The 18365-nt window shown below is 62.3% G+C and carries 18 protein-coding genes; 12 read left to right on the top strand and 6 right to left on the bottom strand.

Annotated elements, in window-relative coordinates; genetic code table 11:
- Positions 1 to 19 precede the first annotated feature (19 nt).
- The 9 genes from FE851_RS26965 to FE851_RS21155 are packed head-to-tail and all read left to right on the top strand — an operon-like array spanning position 20 to position 11361.
- Positions 20 to 205, top strand: a complete 186-nt coding sequence (locus tag FE851_RS26965; protein WP_261371146.1) for a hypothetical protein — start codon at positions 20 to 22, stop codon at positions 203 to 205.
- On the top strand, positions 202 to 2133 hold the full coding sequence (locus FE851_RS21190) for a hypothetical protein (protein WP_145206686.1): 1932 nt from the start codon (positions 202 to 204) through the stop codon (positions 2131 to 2133). Before FE851_RS26965 ends, FE851_RS21190 begins: the two co-directional genes overlap by 4 nt.
- A complete protein-coding gene (gene traN / locus FE851_RS21185) occupies positions 2130 to 3224 on the top strand; it encodes a conjugal transfer protein TraN (protein ID WP_145206685.1) in 1095 nt (364 codons plus the stop codon). The genes FE851_RS21190 and traN overlap by 4 nt, the downstream gene beginning before the upstream one ends.
- On the top strand, positions 3196 to 4086 hold the full coding sequence (locus FE851_RS21180) for a type-F conjugative transfer system pilin assembly protein TrbC (RefSeq protein ID WP_261371145.1): 891 nt from the start codon (positions 3196 to 3198) through the stop codon (positions 4084 to 4086). The genes traN and FE851_RS21180 overlap by 29 nt, the downstream gene beginning before the upstream one ends.
- The gene (locus FE851_RS21175) at positions 4058 to 4654 is read left to right on the top strand and encodes a S26 family signal peptidase (RefSeq protein ID WP_145206684.1); all 597 of its coding nucleotides are present in this window, start codon (positions 4058 to 4060) and stop codon (positions 4652 to 4654) included. The genes FE851_RS21180 and FE851_RS21175 overlap by 29 nt, the downstream gene beginning before the upstream one ends.
- Complete coding sequence (locus tag FE851_RS21170; RefSeq protein WP_145206683.1) at positions 4651 to 5538, top strand: conjugal transfer protein TraF; 888 nt, start codon at positions 4651 to 4653, stop codon at positions 5536 to 5538. The genes FE851_RS21175 and FE851_RS21170 overlap by 4 nt, the downstream gene beginning before the upstream one ends.
- Positions 5535 to 6137 carry a hypothetical protein gene (locus FE851_RS21165; protein ID WP_145206682.1) on the top strand — a complete coding sequence of 201 codons (603 nt, stop codon included), beginning with the start codon at positions 5535 to 5537 and terminating at the stop codon, positions 6135 to 6137. The genes FE851_RS21170 and FE851_RS21165 overlap by 4 nt, the downstream gene beginning before the upstream one ends.
- A 47-nt stretch (positions 6138 to 6184) precedes the next feature.
- Positions 6185 to 7609 carry a conjugal transfer protein TraH gene (locus FE851_RS21160; protein WP_145206681.1) on the top strand — a complete coding sequence of 475 codons (1425 nt, stop codon included), beginning with the start codon at positions 6185 to 6187 and terminating at the stop codon, positions 7607 to 7609.
- An 8-nt stretch (positions 7610 to 7617) separates the two neighbouring features.
- Positions 7618 to 11361, top strand: a complete 3744-nt coding sequence (locus FE851_RS21155; RefSeq protein ID WP_145206680.1) for a conjugal transfer protein TraG N-terminal domain-containing protein — start codon at positions 7618 to 7620, stop codon at positions 11359 to 11361.
- A gap of 2 nt (positions 11362 to 11363) precedes the next feature.
- Here FE851_RS21155 and FE851_RS21150 read toward each other — a convergent pair whose 3' ends face one another.
- Positions 11364 to 11756, bottom strand: a complete 393-nt coding sequence (locus FE851_RS21150; protein ID WP_145206679.1) for a hypothetical protein — start codon at positions 11754 to 11756, stop codon at positions 11364 to 11366.
- A gap of 164 nt (positions 11757 to 11920) precedes the next feature.
- On the bottom strand, positions 11921 to 12145 hold the full coding sequence (locus tag FE851_RS26335) for a hypothetical protein (RefSeq protein ID WP_186378955.1): 225 nt from the start codon (positions 12143 to 12145) through the stop codon (positions 11921 to 11923).
- A 129-nt stretch (positions 12146 to 12274) separates the two neighbouring features.
- Here FE851_RS26335 and FE851_RS21140 point away from each other — a divergent pair, with 129 nt between their 5' ends.
- On the top strand, positions 12275 to 12871 hold the full coding sequence (locus FE851_RS21140) for a helix-turn-helix domain-containing protein (protein ID WP_145206677.1): 597 nt from the start codon (positions 12275 to 12277) through the stop codon (positions 12869 to 12871).
- A 232-nt stretch (positions 12872 to 13103) separates the two neighbouring features.
- On the opposite strand, the gene FE851_RS21135 is transcribed toward FE851_RS21140, so the two are convergent.
- From FE851_RS21135 to FE851_RS21120, 4 genes are read right to left on the bottom strand one after another with little or no spacing between them, the layout of a single operon-like run.
- Complete coding sequence (locus FE851_RS21135; RefSeq protein WP_145206676.1) at positions 13104 to 13541, bottom strand: hypothetical protein; 438 nt, start codon at positions 13539 to 13541, stop codon at positions 13104 to 13106.
- A 40-nt stretch (positions 13542 to 13581) separates the two neighbouring features.
- Positions 13582 to 14655 carry a hypothetical protein gene (locus FE851_RS21130; protein WP_145206675.1) on the bottom strand — a complete coding sequence of 358 codons (1074 nt, stop codon included), beginning with the start codon at positions 14653 to 14655 and terminating at the stop codon, positions 13582 to 13584.
- A complete protein-coding gene (locus tag FE851_RS21125; RefSeq protein WP_145206674.1) occupies positions 14652 to 15443 on the bottom strand; it encodes a hypothetical protein in 792 nt (263 codons plus the stop codon). Before FE851_RS21125 ends, FE851_RS21130 begins: the two co-directional genes overlap by 4 nt.
- A 3-nt stretch (positions 15444 to 15446) precedes the next feature.
- Positions 15447 to 16082 (bottom strand): hypothetical protein, encoded by a 636-nt coding sequence (locus tag FE851_RS21120; protein ID WP_145206673.1) that lies wholly within the window; start codon positions 16080 to 16082, stop codon positions 15447 to 15449.
- Between the two features lie 139 nt (positions 16083 to 16221).
- On the opposite strand from FE851_RS21120, the gene FE851_RS21115 reads away from it, so the two are divergent.
- Positions 16222 to 16776, top strand: a complete 555-nt coding sequence (locus FE851_RS21115; RefSeq protein ID WP_261371144.1) for a hypothetical protein — start codon at positions 16222 to 16224, stop codon at positions 16774 to 16776.
- A gap of 256 nt (positions 16777 to 17032) precedes the next feature.
- Positions 17033 to 18184, top strand: a complete 1152-nt coding sequence (locus FE851_RS21110) for a hypothetical protein (protein ID WP_145206672.1) — start codon at positions 17033 to 17035, stop codon at positions 18182 to 18184.
- Positions 18185 to 18365 lie beyond the last annotated feature (181 nt).

Genomic DNA, 18365 nt, shown 5'->3' with positions numbered 1-18365 from the left:
CACTGGTCGGACGGTCGGCGTGGCCACAGATGCAGATGATCATGCGGCGGTCCCCTCTTCGCCGCATATGGTCGTGGCCACGCTGACCGTTTTTGAAGGTCAGGCTGTATTCCGGGCAGAGCTTGCCGACCCTGTTCCAGCTATATTTCTGTTCCGGCTGCGGCGCGGGTCGCGGCAGATCGCTCTGCGCGAGACGCGGCCATGAGGCCAGCTACCCTCGTCCTTGTCGCTGCGCTTAGCCTGCCTGTCCCGCTCCATGCGCAGACCGCGCAGGACCGCGCCCGCACTGCGGCGGCCGCCGCGCGGGCGAAGAGCGCGGATAGCGATGCGCTGCTGGGCAATTATGTGACGCCGGGTCTGGCGGGACAGCCCATCACCACGGTCGACACCAAAAAGACCTTCACCCCCAATCTTGCCTGCCAGAAAAGCGCGACGCTGCTCGAACTGCTCGCTCAGCCCAGCGCCACCGGCGATATCGGCACGCTCAGCATCTCGCGCGACAGCGATCTCGACGGGAGCTTCGATGAGGCATTGACCGTCCCGGTCCCCACGTCCGGTATTTGCGCCAATGGGATCATCTCCTGCGCGCCGGGCAGTTGGGACGCGTGCAGCTTCTTCCGCTGGGATGCTTCGCCGTCCGGATCGTTGAAGCTGTCCCAGGTCGAGCTGACCGATCTGGCCGGCTGTTACTGCGTCAATAATAGCTGCGGCAGCAATCTGGTCTGGGGCAATATGGCCTCGATCCTCAAGGATCTGGGCGGCGGCGTTGTCGGCGCGCTCACCACGGCCGATCCGCGTATCGGCATCGCGCAGGCGTCCATCGATGGCCCGCTCATCCGCTATACCGGCGCGCAAACCACATCCTGCACGGCGCAACCGCAGGTTGGCGCCACAGCGTATAAGGCCAATCCCGGCGCCATGGCGGGCGACGCCTATGGCGCCGCGCAAACGAGCAGCATTTTCCAGGCGCTTTCCGCCTCGTCGACCGGAACCGGCACGTCGCAGGTGCGCCGGAGTTGCGCCATCACCCGGCAGATCACGCAGGAAGAGATGACCGCCGAGATGATCGTCGATCGCGTGGCGGGCGGCTACGCAACCTTCGCAGCAGATCCAAACAGCCGCACCTTCGTCATGGGCTCGCCCACCGACAATAGCCTCACAGGCGGATCCTGCACGCTTATCGATTTTCACATGACATTGCGGGTCAAGGACGCCGCAAGGCTTCAGCAGCTACTTCTGACCCGCTTTGGCGGGGACGACTGGGCACAGATCAGGATCGACGGCGAACTGGTTGCCTCAGGCCCGGAAGTCTGGACCGGATCGGGACCGCCGCCGGGCAAATGCGAGAAGAAGAGCGCTTTCTATGTCGATCCCGGCCTCGATCTCACCTCCAGGCTGACGCAAGGCGATCATGATATCTGGTTGCGGGTCGCGGTTGCCGATGGCGGCGAAGCCTATGCGGCGATCGACGCGAAGGTGGACGCCGGCTGCAAGTCGAGCGAGCAGCTTGTCGATAGCTGTTCGGGCTATGCGGCCAATAATGCCTGCCGTCTCGACGATGAGAATGTCGATGGCGTCATCACCTATCGCAACGGCGTCAAGACCGGGCTCACCCCCCTGCCCCAAACGCGGTTGATCGGCACGGGTGCCTGCGCGATGTCGATCAGTCGCGCCTTCTTCGAGCGCCAGCGCAGCTATGCCTGCACGGTCGATAGCGGCGCGCTCCCACAGCCCGATCTCTCCCGCGGCACCTATATCATCGATCATTCGACCGAGACTTTGCTCGCTGATCAGGTGAAGAATGCCGATGGCAGCCATAGCCTGACAACCCGCAATTTCTCCTTGCCCGTGTCCGGCAGCGTCAATGCGTGCGAGCCCATCTGCAAAACCCGCAAGGCGCAGGTCAATATAGCCGCAGCTCCCGATGGCGTGACCGGTTCCAGACAGAGTGATCCCATGGGCTGGGACTATCATTATCACGCCTGCCAGGAGAATGCTGTCTGCCCTGCGGGCGAGGGCGAGGAACTGGTGCAGGGCTGTGGCTGCATCGATGATTTTCCCGAAGCGGTAGTGATGATGCAGACGGTGCGCCTGGGCGGCGCCGACATGGTCTGCACGAGTGCCGTGCGATGAGGCCGCTGCGTACCTTCCCCTTGGGGCTGATCCTCCTCGCCGGCGCTGTTTCCTTGTTCCCCAGCAGCGCGAGCGCTCAGCAGCTTTGCGCTGTCGATCTTAACGGCAATGGCGATGCGGCGGACGGCGGCGAAACGGCAAGCTGTCACCTGACCGGCGCGGGCGGATGGATGTGCCCCATTGGCGAAACGCCGTGCCTGGCGGATCAAGGTGGAGCAATGCGCTGCCCGCTCGGCGATCAATATGCCTGCGCTGTGCCGGCCAGCGGCGGCGCGCCAAGCTGCTCGGCCAATGCCTGTATCGACACCAGCGCCAATCCGATCGTCGAGGAGCCGGTGGTGGATGATCCCGGTGTCGCAGCCGACGGCGCCGTCGATGCCGATGGCAATTGCCTTGGCACGATCGAGATTTTTTCCGGCCGCGCCGCGCGCTGCCGTCCTGCCGGGCTCAGCAACACCTTCCAGAATTGCTGCAAGGACAAGGGCAAGATCGTGAAGGACGGCATGGGCGGATCGATCTCGTCGATTACGACCAAGATCGCGGTGGCCAAGGGCGTCTTCACTGGCATGAAAGCCGCCTACACCGCCTTTAAGGCAGGCGCGACCGCAAGCCAGGCAGCGAGTGCTGGCGCCAATGCCATCATCGTCGGCATCGATCCCACATCGATCGCGATCAGCCTTGCGGTCAATTTCATGATCGATCTCCTGCTCCAGGGCTGCGACCAACAGGATATGGAAGTGGGCATGCTGCGCGGTTCGGGCATGTGCCATGAGATCGGCAGCTATTGCTCGTCGAGCATATTGGGCGTCTGCGTCCAGAAGGCCCGGGGCCATTGCTGCTTCAACACGAAGCTCGGCCGTATCATCCAGGAACAGGGCCGCCCGCAGTTGAAGGCTTTCGCCGCGATTGGCTGGGGCACCGCGAAGCAACCCTATTGCCGGGGCTTTAGCCCGCAAGAATTCCAGGCGCTCGATTTCAGCAAAATGGACCTCTCCGAATATTATGCGGTAATCGAGGCGCGCGCCCAATCCGACATCCAGATCGACATGAAGGACAAGATCGATGCCCATATGCAGACGATCCGCAACTAGCCGCGCCCTGCTTCTGGCGGTTCTCGCGCTCTATCCCGCATCGGTGCGAGCAAGTGAACCGCAGGCTGTGGCCGAACAGCCGACGAGCGCAAATGCGCGTACGCGGATTGAAGACCAGGGCGATGCTGCCCTCGAACGCGTAAAACGCGCGGTCGGCAAAGCCAAGGCGCCCGCGCCACCTTCGCCAGTTCTGCCGACCAAAACTGACGTCGCGGCGCAGCGCCGCGCGTTCGAGGGAATAAGCCGGCGCAAGCAGGATCCCGCCATGGCGAACCGCGTCAAGGCAGACGTCGCGGCGGCGGGCAAAGCCCTGACGATCGAACGGGAGACCGCCAGTCGGCGGATCGCGCAGGCCCTGGGTCTTGAACAGCCCGAAGAAGCGGCATTGGCTGGCGTTGTTTCCGGCAGCAGCGCGAACCAGTGGGTCCCGCTACTGTTCGTGTCCTCCTCCATGCCGGTTGAAACATTGCGCACTTATGCAGGGCAGCTCGAACGGGCCAGGGGTGTCATGGCTTTTCGCGGCATGCCGGGCGGGATGCGGCAGGTTGGTCCGATGGCAAAATTGTCGGCCGCGATACTGCGCCGCGATCCGGGCTGCGAAGGTCCCGCCTGCGCCATGCGCGACGTGCAGCTGATTGTCGATCCCCTGATTTTCCGGCAGCATCGCGTCAGCCAGGTGCCGGCGCTGGCGATGATCCCGGGCGATCCGACCCGGCCCTATTGCGAGCGCGACGAGGCGAGCCCGCGCGCAGCGCATCTCGTGCTGGGCGATGCTGCCCTGTCCGGGCTTCTCGATGAATATGGCCGCCTTGGCGGCAAGGCGGAGGTGCAGGATGCTCTTGCTCGCATGGCGCGCCGGTAACCGGGTCTGGCGCGAACTCAAGGATCTGCCGCTGCGCGCAGCCGTGGCGCTGGGCGCTGCTGGTCCTGGGCAGCCGCCCCGTCCGGGTCAGCTTTTCAAGGCCTATGGGATCGTGCTGCCTATTGGCCTCTTCGCCTGGTGGGCGATGCCACAGCTCACGCTGGTCATGACGCCCTCCATCGATGCCTGGGTCGTCCACCGCTCCCCTGGTCCGATCCGTCGCGGCGACCTCGTCTCGTTCCTTCTGTCCGATCCGCTTGCCGGCCCCAAGCCAGTGAATGTCACCAAATATGCGCTGTGCTTGCCAGGCGACCGGATCATAATGGTTGAAAAGCCCGCCACCCTGGGTCGCGGTTGGAACGGGTGGTACTATTGCAATGGCAGGCTGATGGGCATCGCAAAGCCCTTATCGCGCAGCGGCAAGGCGCTCGACCATTGGCGACCGGAAAGTCCGCGCATTCCCGATGGCATGATCTTCGTCGGCTCACGCCATCCCGATGGATATGACAGCCGCTATTATGGTCCGGTCTCCATTGCGCGGCTCACCCGCATGGAGAAGCTGCTGTGAAGCGCCTCCTCCCGCTGGCTGCCATGCTGCTGCTGCCCGTCGATATTGCGGGTGCGCAGCCCGCGCCTCCAGGCCCGGGAGATCGCGGAACACGCGGCTATTGGTGGTATGAAACCCCAAAGGCCAGCGCTGCGGAAGAAGCGGCCGATGATGTCGTCCCAAAACCCGTCATACCGCCGATGGTTGAACTGGCCAAATGGGCGCCGCCCCGAATCGCCAAGCTGATCGAGCAGCAGCGCGACTATGCCGCCACCGTTCTCACGATCGATGCGGTCGCCGACTTCTGGCGGCTGCAGGATTTTGCCCGGCGCAAGGCCCGCGCTTTTGCCGGCGTCACCCAGCTTGCCATGCTCACCTATCCGCAGCTCAATGCCCGCGCCGCCAATCCGATGGTCGGTGAAGCCCGCGATGCGCTCGGCGCACATAAGGACCAGGTCCGCCGCCAATATCTGCGCGGGCATGCCGGGGAATTTGCGCTGGTCATGTTCGCACGGGACTCCTGCGGTTACTGCAAGGTGCAATGGCCGATCGTCCAGCGGTTCCAGGAGGATATGGGCTGGCAGGTCAGCCTGATGGATCTCGACCGCAAACCCGAACTCAGCCAGCGTTTCGGGGTCGAGGTCACGCCTACCACCATGGTGATCCGACGAAACAGCGCCCAGCGCATGGTGATCGCCGCGGGGGTCGAGACCTATCCCAATCTCGCCCAGATGGCCTATCAGGCGGTCCGGCTGCTGAGCGGCGACATCCGGCCCGAACAATGGCTGACGGGAGCCGGCGAGGAGGATGGCTTTTTCGATGCGCTCGCCAATGGGCCGGTCTCCTCGACCGATCCGCGCGTGATCGGCGGCGAACTCGTCGATGCCCAGGGGCCAAGGCCATGACGCGCCTCGGGCAAGCCCTGTTTGCCTGGGCTCTCATGCTGACAATATCGGTGCAGAGGCCCGCAATGGCCGCTGCGCAGCCGACCGATCGCGACCTTGCCAGGCGAGCCGCCATTCATCCGGTGTCGACAGGCGCAGATATGCGTCTCTGGCTCGCGCGCGTGCCCGCCACGCGCGACTTTCCTGCCGATTTCGAGAGCATGCTGCGTGGCCAAGCGTCGCTCTACACTATCGAGATGAGCACATCGCCCGGCTGCCTGCCATGCGGCGATCTGTGGACCAAGCTTTCCGCTTTCCGCACCCGCTATGGTTGGCAGGTCCGGACGCTGGGGCAAGAGGAAGCGATGCTGCGATCGGGACGTCTCGGCCTTCCCTGGGTCGGAAACCCCGTCGCATGGGTCCGCCCGCTTGCCGACCGGAACCGCATGGTGCCGATCGCAATCGGCACTGATCATGGCGCCAATATCGCGCGCAATGCCTGGCTCGCCGCCCGCATGCTGACCGGAACCCGGGCCGCGGTAGGCGTGCGCGCCATGTCGAAATTTACCGGGATCGTCGGCGTGAGGGCGCTGACATCCTCTAACCCAAAGCGACGCTGATCATGGCGGGGCGGCGTCACATGTCCATTTTCATCAGGAAGCCTGCCATGAGACATCATTCACATCGTCTGGCCCTCGCCTTCTCCATCCTCGTCGCGTCATGCGGCCAGGCGGCCCCTGCCTATGCGCAAGGCTGGGCCGAAAGCTGGTTCGATAATGTCACCTATAGCTCGCCGGGCAGCTTCGAGGACCAGACCCGCGGCTATGTGACCGCGGGCGGCATGTCGGGCCGCGTCGATGTCCATGACGACTATCTCATGAGCCTGACGCTTCCCAAGGTGAAGGCGGGCTGTGGCGGCATCGACATGTTTTTAGGGGGCATGTCGTTTCTCGACCCCGACTATCTGGTCCAGAAGCTGGAGACGATCCTGCAGGCCGCGCCGGCCGTCGCTTTCCAATATCTGCTCGAAACCCTCGACGAGAAAATGGGTAACATCATCTCGAAGATGGAAGCAGCGACCAATTACCTCAATTCCATCCAGGTGAACGACTGCCGCCTCGCCAACCGCATGGTGCAGATTGCCAGGGGCGATGATAATATGTCTGGCATCGTCGAGGAGATGACCGGCTATAAATCTATCCGTGCAGGCTATGCCAATAGCTGGCAACAGAGCCGCGAGAAGATCCAGGCCAATAAGGGCAATCCGACCGAGGATCTGAAGGACGCGCTCGCCAATTGCCCGGCCGAGGTCACCGACATCTTCAAGACCGGTTCGCTGCTTGGCCATGCCGCCGCGCGCGTCGGTGCGTCTGATTGGGCGGGCGTGATGCGCGCACGGGTGGGCGATGTCTATATGCGCTGGGATGATAAGGACAAGGTGCCGCTCTTTTCGGCCATCCCCGCCTGCCCGCGCCAGGATAGCGAGAGCGCCGATGATTTTCTGACCGGACGCGTGCCCTCCCGCGCGCTCAACATTCCCGCGACAGCTTCGGATTGCTCGGTGAACGGCGCCGGGCGCGGCGCGCTGCTGCTGGCGCGCGAAAGGATGGAATCGGTGGCCGCCAAGATCCGTACCCGCGCCGCGCTGACCACTGAAGAAAAGCAGTTCGTCGCCAATGTGCGGACCCTGCCGGTCTATCGGCTGCTCGAATGGGGCGTGCGGCAGGGCCTGACCGACAGCGTGATCGCCGACACCGACGAGCTGGTCGCCCTCACCCTCGCCTATCAGATGCTCAATGATCTGACCCGCTCTATCGACTTTGCGCTCCAGAATGCAGAGCGCGGCGTGACGACAGCGGGCGCGGCTGACGCGGACAACACGAACATCTGCCAGACGCGCATCCTGACCAAGGGCATCGAGCAGCTAAGCGAACTGCGCGACGAAGTGTTGCGCCAGCGCGCGCAGATGCGCCAGTCCTACATCGCGGCCATGAACCAGGCGAACCTCTCGGCAAATTATGCCGGGGTGGTGCGCCAGCGCGACCGTGATGCGCGTGACGCCGCTGGCGCAAACGCCAATCGCAACCGGTGAGGCGAGCCATGCGTCATCTCATCCGTCTGGCGTGCGTCCTGTTCGGCTTGCTGAGCGCCGCGCCTGCGCTAGCGATCGATGCCAGCTATCACACCTGGGACGGCTTTTCCGAAACCGTCGATGCCTTCCACCTGGTGGCGATGATCTTCGGCGATCCGCGCTATGAGACGCTGGTTTTGATTGTCGCGGTGGTCGGCATTGCGTTCGGCGCGGTTATCGCCAGCATTCGGGGTTCTGGCATGGGCTTGGTTGCCTTCGGCTTCCAGATGCTGGTCGGTATAGGCCTGTTCGCCGGGATGATCGCCACGACTGGCACCGTCCATATCTATGACCGGGTGCGCAACGCCTATCAGCCGGTCGGCGACGTTCCCAATCTCATCGTGCTGGTCGCGGGTGTCACCAACCTGATGGAACGGGCGCTGGCTGAAACCATCGACGACAATACCACCGACCCCAATGCCAAGCTGGAATTTGGCGCTGGCGGCCATGCGTTCGACCTGTTCCTCAACGCAGTCTCGCCGCGCAGCCCGATTGTCGACACCTTCCTCGACGCGAGCGTGAAGGATTATGTGCGGCAATGCTATCCGGTCGCGCGTGTCTCGCCGGCCTATGGCGTCGATGACGATCAGCTGTTCCGCACCTCGACTGACCTCCCCGCTTCCTTTGCGGCGATGGCTGGCCCCGCTACCTTCTCGACCGTGTTCACGGCGAGCGACAAGGGCGGGACGACGATGAGCTGCGATGCAGCCTGGGACCATATTGCCAACCGTCTGTCGGATGCCACAGCGTTCGACGCTTACAGCGATCAGGTCTGCGCGCGCACCGGGTTCGATGTGAACCAGGCGAGCCAGCGCGATCGCTGCCGCCAGCAGATCGATGCGCTCGGCGACATGATGCTGGGCCAATCGATGAGCCGGCAGACATTCCTCACCAACATCCTGCTCGGTCAGACGGTCGGCGATGTGCTGTTTGAAGATTCACCGGCGGCGACCGCGCGGGTAGTGGCGAACCGGGCGATCGAGTCCAACGGGCTTGCGACGCTTTCCACCGCAAATGAATGGATGCCGACGATCCGCGCCTCGGTGTTCGCGATCATGCTGATGATGATGCCGATCGCTCTGCTGTTCATCCTGACGCCGATCAACCTGCGGGTCGCAAGCTTCGCGCTCGGCCTGTTCGTGTTTGTCGCGCTCTGGGGCGTGATCGATGCCGGCATTTACCAGCTTACTCTGGGCCGGGCGATGGATGTGCTGGCCGAACTGCGCGCGACCAACGTGGCTGCAGATAGCTGGATCCTTGCGCCGTCGGCAGCGATGAAGGCGCTGGCCATCTTCGGCTCGTTTCGAACCGCAGCCGCGGGCCTGGCGGGCGCGTTCGTGTTCACCGTGTTCCGCTTTTCTGGCAATATGTTCACCGCGTTCACGTCAGGTATGCTCGGCGTCCAGGGCCAGGGCAGCATGGCGGCGGCAACCATCGGGACCAGCGAGGGCTATGCCTCCGCGCTGGAGGCACAGGCTTCGGCTGGTGGCACGATGGCGCGGCGCTCGACATCGACGGGGTTCGGCGATTTTGGCGAACGCAGCAGCTTTGGTCTCGACCGCGCCTTTGCGTCAGCCGGGTCGGTCATCGGAGAACATGGCGGCGGCGCAATCGGAACGGCGGCGTTCGGGCTTGGCCGGGCCGATGCCGCGCGGGAACTCGGCGGGCTCTCTCCTGCCGTTACCGGGCGGAATTTAAGCGATCCCGCCACGGCCAGCGCGATCCGCGCCAATGCGGCGACGTCCGCAATCCACAATTTTGCGCAGGGAGACGCGCTCCGCAAGCTTGGCACGAGCTACTTCGGCGAAGGCCAGGGCGGCGAACGCGCTTTTGCCACTTTCGCGCAGAACATGGTGCAGTGGAAGGCGTTCGGCGATCAACGCGCCTATGAGATGATGCAGTCCGGTGCACAGCGCCATTTTGAGCGCAGCGGCTATGATGCAAAGGACGCCGCGCTTAAGGCGTCGACCGTGATCGCCCAGGCCGGTGCTGATCCGACCTTTGCCAAGATCACCGCCAACGCCTTCGATCAGGAACAGATGCTGCGTAATGACCTGACCGCCGCGCAGACGCAGGTCGGCGCGATGGAAGGCCGTCGGGACTATGCCGCCGACAGGGTTGCGGCGGTCGAGCGCGGCAATGTGTCGACGGAACAGGCACATCGTACCGGACAAAATCAGGGGCAGCGCCAGGCGGCTTCCATGCTCGGTCTCTCGGTTACCAAAACGAGCCGACGTATCGGGTTCATCAATGCGCTCTCAGGCGAGGCGCGGTCGACGGCGATCACCCAGCTCTCGCGTTCAACCGGCCGCAACGAGGCGCAGGTCCTGCGCGCCCTGGAAAGCTACAACGCCGCTGTTCAGGTCGGCACTGCCGACGGCGCGAGCGCGGAAGCGGCACGTGAGGGCACAAGCGTCTACGGTCGCACGCGCGAGGCCGCCGGTTATGATTTTGCCGAGCGGTCGGGCAAGCTTGATGCCCAGCGCGAGATCGGTCCTGATGGCGTGCGCAGCTCGGCCCAAATCGGTGAGCAGCGGCGCCAGGCGGACAATGCCGGTTTCGCACAAGGCGCTGCTGCCGCTGGCGTGTCGGTCCGCGAAGCCGCGCGTCTGGATTCTTTCATTCGCACGCTGGCGGGCAGTGCCGGAAACCAGGTCGATATGGCTGAAGGCGGTGCGGAGGAGATCGCCGATCGCGCGCGCAACGAGCGACTGACCGGCATCGTCGACAAGGAGCGCCTCACCCGCACCCAGGCACTGCTGCGCGAGCATGGCGTGGAGCTGTCGAAGCGCCAGATCGCCATGGACCAAAATGGCGACATCGGCCTTAACCTGACGCCGGAACTAGCCGCGCAGATGTGGCGAGGCGGCTTAATCAACGAAAGCCAGCTTGGCGCTATCGCCAATGGGGGGCATGCCCGGTTCAGCTTTGCGCATAATGATCTGCTCGTCTCCAGCAGCACCGGGTTCAGCCAGTCTGCGCGCAACGATACCAGCACGCGGTTCGAAGCCGGCAAACAGGCGGGGCCGGACACCATCGAACATTTCCTGGGCAGCGGCGCGCAAGGCCAGACCGCCATGGCCAACTGGTTGCGCGGCGGGTTCGAGATGGATCGGCGGGGTGACTGGCGGCTGAAACCGCAGGTCGCTGATACGCTCGAGCGCGACGTCACCGCGATCATGGTGCAGACAGGGTGGCAACGGTCGCTTTCCCGATCTGCCGAGCACCAAACGCAGGATAGTCAGAGCATATCGGGCGACTTGGCCGCTTCAGCGACACGCGGGATGGGCTCGGGAGGCAAGAGTAGCGATAACAAGGGCGGCACCAAGGGTAGCGCTGTCGGTTCGCTTTCCGGCAAGATTGGTATGGACTTTGTGGATCGTGGCAGCGCTTCAGTTTCTGCCCGATCTTCGATCGACATTGTGAATTATGATGTTCGTGAGGCGATCGCATCTGCAGAAAAAGTAGCCTCTCGCTCTGGGCGTCCAGAAGAGGCATTCGCCAGAGAGTTGGGAGAACGGGTACTCGGTAGTGATGGGCTCCGTAACCGGTATTTACGACAGGCTGATTCAGGACGTGGTACAGTCGATGTCACTGGCCCCATCACGTCGATGGAGCAGTCGTCGATCCTCAGTTCGGGACGCTTGCTTTTCGATCGCGACAACGGAATGTCGGACGGGGATCCCAGCTTCAAGGAGCGCCGGGATCCGTGATGTCAGTCCTGAATCACGCCGATATGTCGGAGATGCAAATCACCCGAACGCACATCGAATGGGTCAGAAGTTGGATCAACCAGCGGTCTTTGCGGTACCGACCCCGGCACGATCACCCATTCTCCGCAAGCAACCTTGGCTTTCAAAAATCCATAGCCAAGAACCGCCACGACCGTGATCGGATTGAAGATGAAGATGAGCAGCACCATCGTGGTAGCCACGGAGGTATTAATCCGGTCATACGGGATGGCTATCATGATCTCGAGGCCAATCCAGTACAGCAGCGCCGTTACCCAGTAGAGCTTCGCGTACCATGGTCGCCAAAACCAATCGGTAGCGCGCGGCGATGGCGGGCGTGCCTCAACTGTTTGTTCAACGTGATCAACATCCTGCATTTGCAGAGCCTTTCCATCTGGAAAAATAGCACAGGTTTATCCGACTGGAAACCGATCCGCCCTGATCACCGTGGACCGATCGCCCATGGCCACCGCAAGTATCTTGCCCCCTCCTTTCCTCCCCCTCTCCACCGAGCTTTGTTTTACGGTTCTACCAAATGGGCTTACTTCAAATCCTGGACACGGCCGCGATGAAGAAGAAGCGGCCCAGTCGAGATGCGCCTCCCAGTCTTTCTGCCGAAGCGGATGCCGCCATCCTGCGACTTGCGCGTCTTCTGGGTCGCCAGATCGCGCGCGAACTTGATCAGGAGCGACAGCAGCGAGAGAAGGGCACGGACGTCCCGCCAAAATCGTGCGAATGAGGTTTGCGTGGCCAGCCCTTTCAACATCGGATGAACCATTGTCGGGCGAATGTTGCGGCAAAATATGCTGCTATTCCTTGCTTATGTCGGCGTATTTTTGCGCCGTACGGCGGTGCAATTGCAATCTTGCCGACGGAATGATTTTATCTGAAAATCATGGTCTTTCCGAAGGACGAACTTGTGCCTGCGTTTGCGTTCTATTTGGTTTCCGACGAGGGCGAGCCATCAATGAGGCTGGTCGATGTGCCAGATGTTGACGCCGCGAAAACATGGGCAATGGATGCGATCAGATCTGCGTCTTTGCACACTATCCGCTTCTGGGACGGTGTTCGCGTAATCGAGGTGAAACGCCCTGCGATGCGGCAACCCAGAAAGAAGCCAGGCGATGCAGAGGAGCGCGGAAAGCGTATGATTGCCATGAAAGCCAAAGGCATGAAACAGCGCGAAATTGCCGCAGCATTTGGGATCAGCATCGGCCGGGTGCGCGATGTCATGGCACGTGAGGAGTTGCGTGCCGAGGAAGCTATTCAAACTAACCGTGCCGCACTCTCAGGCCGGGCTAATAACGTGTTACGACATTTAGTCATCGAGCCTGAAGCGGACCCTGCCGAGCGTGACCGGCTACTTCCGGAGCGTGTTGCAACATTGACTCGCCGTGAAATAATGAATCTAGGCAATTCGGGCAAAGTCACTCTTGCAGAGATTGAAGCGTGGCTGTGGGAACGAGGTCGTTGTCTCAGCCCCGATGTCTGAGCTGGACATTATACAGCAGTCTCCGGTGTATTCGAAGCCGGGGTCAGTGGGTTGGGCGTGTTGCAGCGTCCCGCGAAATGGCACGACGATCAGGATATGCCGCCTCTTTGGCGCAGGTTAAGGGCTTTAAATGAGAGCGGGTGAATGCATAAGTGGGACATTGTGCTCAGTCCGCTTTGGAGTGCCCGGGTGAGAAAAGCGGACCCTCACCGGGAGCGCCCATCCGCCGACGTCATTTCGGATGTTCGGGCGTCGTAGGTCTGACAAGCGCCTGCTGGAAATGGGCCGCCCCCTTCACGCCGATCTCTATCAGTGCGTCGGCTACTTCGACTAGCACCTCCCGGTCTTCACCCTGACCGCCCCGCTCCTGAACCAGCTTGCGCAGGATAACGGCTAGCTGTTCCCCATTTGCATGGCGCTCCCAGAAATCCCCGGAGGATTTCCGCGCCCTGACGACGCGCTGGACCCAGGTGAGCTCACGTTGTGGAAGAAGCTCCGCGGATCGGCGGTCGATCGCAGTCAGCATCGCGGCGAATGCCGTCCGCTCGGTCGCGAGGGCCTCCGCCGCTCGCTCCATCAGAGGCAGAAACGCGGGAAGGTTTGGCCAGCCATCATCCATGACGCTGACGAGCCCTTGGCTGGGATGGCTGAGGAAGGCGGATATGGCCATTCCGCGATCGTGCTCCCGGGCATCCTCGGGAATTGACCAGTCAATCGGTCTCCGGCTTAGACTCTCCCCCGTCGTCTCCTGATACGACATGCCCCAGCCACAAGGGAAGTTTGCTGCCCTTGAAGTCCCAGTCGGCAAGCGGGGCGAACCATTCGGGCACGGCCTCCCCGTGGAGCTGGATCACCTGATCGCCGTCGATGGTTTGCTGCGCATAGTATCGACTGAAAATACGGCTGGCCCAGCCGATGCCGTCAAATCCTTGTTCCAGCGGTTCTTCGGGCTCAGCGACGAATTCGGCGCCGCTGATCTCGCCATGTTTCATGCGCACGATTGGTTCGGAGATCTGCCAGTCGCCAAACAGAAACAGGATCTGCGCTAGCCTGCGGTCCCGCGCTTCCGTCAGTTCGGTCTCTCCGCTGAACATCCGTGCCGCACCGATGATGAATTGCGCGAATCCTTCCGCGCTCAGCGATCGAGGCATCTTCACATCTGCGTCCAGCACTAGCCGCAGCGGCGGCCGCGTCATGATGATCACCTCGCCGAGCCGCCCGAACTCGTTCGCTATGACAGCCTCCTGCAGGGTGATACGCAGGCCGCCGTCCGGGCGGCGGAACCGCTCGGGCGAAATCACGGTCCAGATGTTCCAGAGCGACCAGAAGATTGCAATCCTGAGCGGTGCGCCCACCATGTGCGCATAAGCCTGAAGCGACGCATAATAGGCCGCAGTCATCGATGTGCGCTGCCGGAAAGCCTTCTGGCTGCGCACATTTTTGACCTCGATCAGCCATTGTTCGCCATCGTCGAGCACCACCCGAAAATCCGGGGCCCGCGATGCCGCCGCGCCATGCACGCGCCCGATGTCCTCGGTCTTGAACATCCGGAACTTGCCCAGTGTCAGCATCGTCGCCTCGAACAGTTGCTCGGTCCGCGATCCATGGATCAGCGCAGCGTCCGACAGCGCCGCCGCGAGCCTGGTCCGCGCATCGGCAACGAACTGGTCGATCAGTTCTGGGTCCGTGAGCGCGATCCGGTTGTGCTGCGCGAAGGCCGCCAGCGAAGCCAGAAGATCGAACGCCTTATGTTGACCGGGTTCGGGCCCGTACGCCTTGCTCATGGGCGGCCATTGCCTGGCGCCGGCGGCTCGACATCTGGCGGGCTCATATATTGCCGGAAATCCGCCAGATCCTCATCGCTCGGATTTTCCGCCTCGGGGAAGAAGCGGATCGCCTCGGCAATGTCTCGGCGCGACACATAGCCGATGATCGATCCGCCATTGCTCATCTCATAATCCATCGAGCCGGTATAGCGGTTGGGCAGCGCAAGCCCCGGTGCGAAGGCTATCGGCTTTTTGTTGCCCTTCTTGCTGACTTCATGTTTCGCCAGCGCGACCCGGATGAACTCCAGGGTCGTGAAGCCCATCTCGGTCCGGCGCAGATCGACGCGCATCGCGTCCACCAGCGATGGCCGCTCCTGCGCGTCGCGCAACTGCTCCGCGCGCAGTTCGCGATCATAATGCCGATAGCCCAGCTCCCGCTCGAGATGGGTCGCCTTCTGGTCGAATCCGCCATTTTCGGCCAGCTTGATCACTTCCTCGCAACGCTGGCGCCACGTCCGCAGCAGCTCATAAGCCGCGAAAATCCACATCGGCGACAGCGCCTGCAACATCGCCATGGTCGAACGCGGCGGCTCGTCTCCGGCCATTTGCTGCAGGACCTGTTCCTCCATACCGTTGAGCAAATTATCGACATGACACAGCTGGCTCGCCTGCATCAGCAGATACGGATTTGCCGCAAATCCGGCGAGGCTCTTGAGCGCCTCGTAGAGATCGCTGCGGCCGATGTCGGAAACTTTACAAGGGGCTGGCTCATCCCGATCGTCCTCGGGCTCGAACATTTCACTCATGGCTCAACCGGCTCCATAAGGCGGATTGGTCACGGCCATCGGGAGCGGGTCGGCAAGACCCCAGAAACGGGTCGCCGCGCGGATATAGCGGAGAAGCTCAGGCATCCCGATACGTACATGCTCGCTTGCGACGCGGGCGCCCGGCAGCAGATCGAAATAGTCCTCTGCCATATCGTCCCAGAGCGAAGGGGCGATGGCGCGAAGCCGGTCGCAAGATCGCCCCTCTCCATGCCTTACGACATTGGCGACCACGAACAATTCGGTGAGATCCGCGCCCAGCGGCTCCGCCGCCAGATCGATGCGTGCATGGCGCGCACAACGCGCGAGGAGACTCTCGAAGCCCTGAAGACCACTCATCCCGGCTTCCCCCGCATCCTGAAGCGCCCGGGCCCAGATGCTTAGCTGGCGCTCGAATAGCCCCGCCAGGGTCAGGCAGAACGCCTTCGCGGCCTCACTGCCGGTATAATTGTCGACCTGCGCCGCGGCGCGGTCGAGAAACTGGTCGAGCGTCTCGGCTTGTCCCGTCTCCAGCACACCATGAAAGGGCAGTCCATTCATCGCCGGCAGGATCACGCGGTCGAAGAAACGGTCGAGATTGGCCTGAAAGACCCGCGGCAATTGATCCTTGTTCGACACCATCCGCAAGATCTCCCCGTGCAATCCACCCTGCCACCTGAAAATGGCGGACTGGCAGCGCCTTGCAAGCCATCACAGCCTCGCGGTCAGAAGAAAAATATGATGTAGTGCGGAAGGCGAATAGTCGGCTCAGGGGGATTTTGTGAATAAAGCGGGCGGCAACGCGCATCGGGAGGCTTCGAAAAAGCCCTATAATGAGCGGTCTGATCTTGAAAAACTCCAGTCGCAATGGACCAAGCTCTCGGGCCTGCATGGGCGCGACGAACCTTCGGCTGCCATCGTGCGCTGCGCGACCGCCGCGGAGATCGCCGCCAATTATGCGGTGCGGACCGAATGGGCGATCAAGACCCAGTTCGATGCCGCGATCGTCGACCAGTTCCTCCGATGGGCGAACGGCCTGCCGCTCAAAGTCCAGCGGCTGTTCGTTCCGATCTATTTCGCAACCCCAAAAACCAGCCGTGTTGCGAGAGCGCTCATCGCCTCTGCCGAGAAGATCAACGCGGTTCGCAACGCCGTCGTCCATCAGGGCTCGTTCAGCAGCACCGAGGAGGCCGAAGCGACAATCGCGGAGGCGAAGGCCTTCATCAACATGATCGTCGGTCTCACCGTCGAGGGGTTCGATATCGATGCGAAAAAGACCACGGCTGCCAATCCTGCTGACAATCGTGCTGCCGATGCGGAGGCAAACGATGCATGAGAACCATCGTGGAAGACCGATCCTGCCCCCAGCAATCGGTCCTAGCCGCCTGCCTGCCGCGTCGAAGCGAAGAGGGGGCGACGTCACGCGGCCCATAGGCTTTTCGGCTTCGCGCTTCTGAATGACCACGCTTCGGACCGACCATTTCAGCCTTAGGGCAGGGTAGCAGCCACGCACCTGACCATCTGCCCCGCCGCCAGCATTCAGCATTGTCTCCCCTCACCACAGCCTTGCACACTAGGACCGCACCATCGCGATGGACCTCTTCCTGTTAGCCTCGACGGCCGCGAATACCGCCGCTCATGCCGTAACCCTCGCTCCTCCTCCGGTCGTCGCCCCGGCGCCGGCGGCCGCAGCCGTCCCCCTGTGGAACGCGACATCCCTTTCCGCGCTGATCGGCGCAGGCAGCGCGCTCACTGTCATGCTGATCAAGGACGGTCTGCTCGAATGGGCCAAATCCCGCCGGGCGGAAAAGCTTTCCGATGCGGAGATCTTTCAACGCTATCTGGGGCCGCTCGCAGACGCCTGCGCTAGGCTGATGTGGCGAAACAAGGAAATCTTCCTCGACGACCGCAACGCATTTCTCAAGCTTTCCACGCTTCCCGCCAATTTCAATGCCTATAAGCGCCTCAGTACCCTCTACCGGATCGCTAGCCTCATCGGATGGATAAGGGGCATGGATCTGGAACTGAGCGCGCTCGCGGCCCACAATCCGGGCTATGTTCCGCCGATCGCGACGCAGATCGCCGTCTTTCGCAGCGCCCTGGCCGATGGCCCTGACGTCGAGCGCGACCGCCTCGTCCAGCTATGCCAGATCTGGTCGATCGACATCACCCAGATCCCTGAGGAGACCCTCGCGAAAGTCGCGATCCGGGTCGAGGTCAAGCTCCATGCGCTGATCGCGCATCAGAATAGCGACCTGAAGACGATGCTGGCAAAAAAGAACTGCGGGCAGGAATGGGTCGTTATCGAACTCGCGAAGTTCGTCTCGAAAGAACTGGGCATGAAACGCGTCGCGCAGGACGCCGCCAGCCGCTCGACCGACAAGGTCATGGAGAGCCTCGCCTATCGTGAAGCGCTGATTTACCGCGAATGGCAGGACGCCATTGGTGACGCCATGATCGACAGGGATCGCGATTCGCCGCGAAAATTCCGCATCATCGGCTTTGCCGCCTTCTCCGACCTGATCGCCAAGTCCGAGCATCTCTGGTTCCAGGTCTTTGCGACCAGTCTCGACGATATCGATTTCGAGCAACCCGACCGGCGCGACTTTCGTGCTCACCAGCTCCGCAAAATCGCGAACGCGGTCGCAGCGATGGTGACCGCCATCGACCAGACCGCGGCGACGTCGCCCTATTCGCCCGAGGTCGTCGCCGTCGCTGGAAAGCTCACAGACGCGACCCTCTAACGGTGTCTTGACGCGCCTTTACCCTTCCTAGGATTTCAGTCCGGGATGGATGGAATTTCGATGTCGATCATCATGGGACCTTTCGCGGCGGCCTGAAGGGCTGAACGGACGATCACAGACGAGGATGGGCCGGTGCAAGACGCACAGGAAGGACCGGACGTCCGGGACGGATGTCCGCAGA

The sequence above is a fragment of the Sphingobium sp. B2 genome (assembly GCF_007693735.1).
GTDB lineage: Bacteria > Pseudomonadota > Alphaproteobacteria > Sphingomonadales > Sphingomonadaceae > Sphingobium > Sphingobium xenophagum.
Note: the sequence above shows the minus strand (reverse complement) of the source record. Positions and strands in the feature narration are given on the sequence as shown.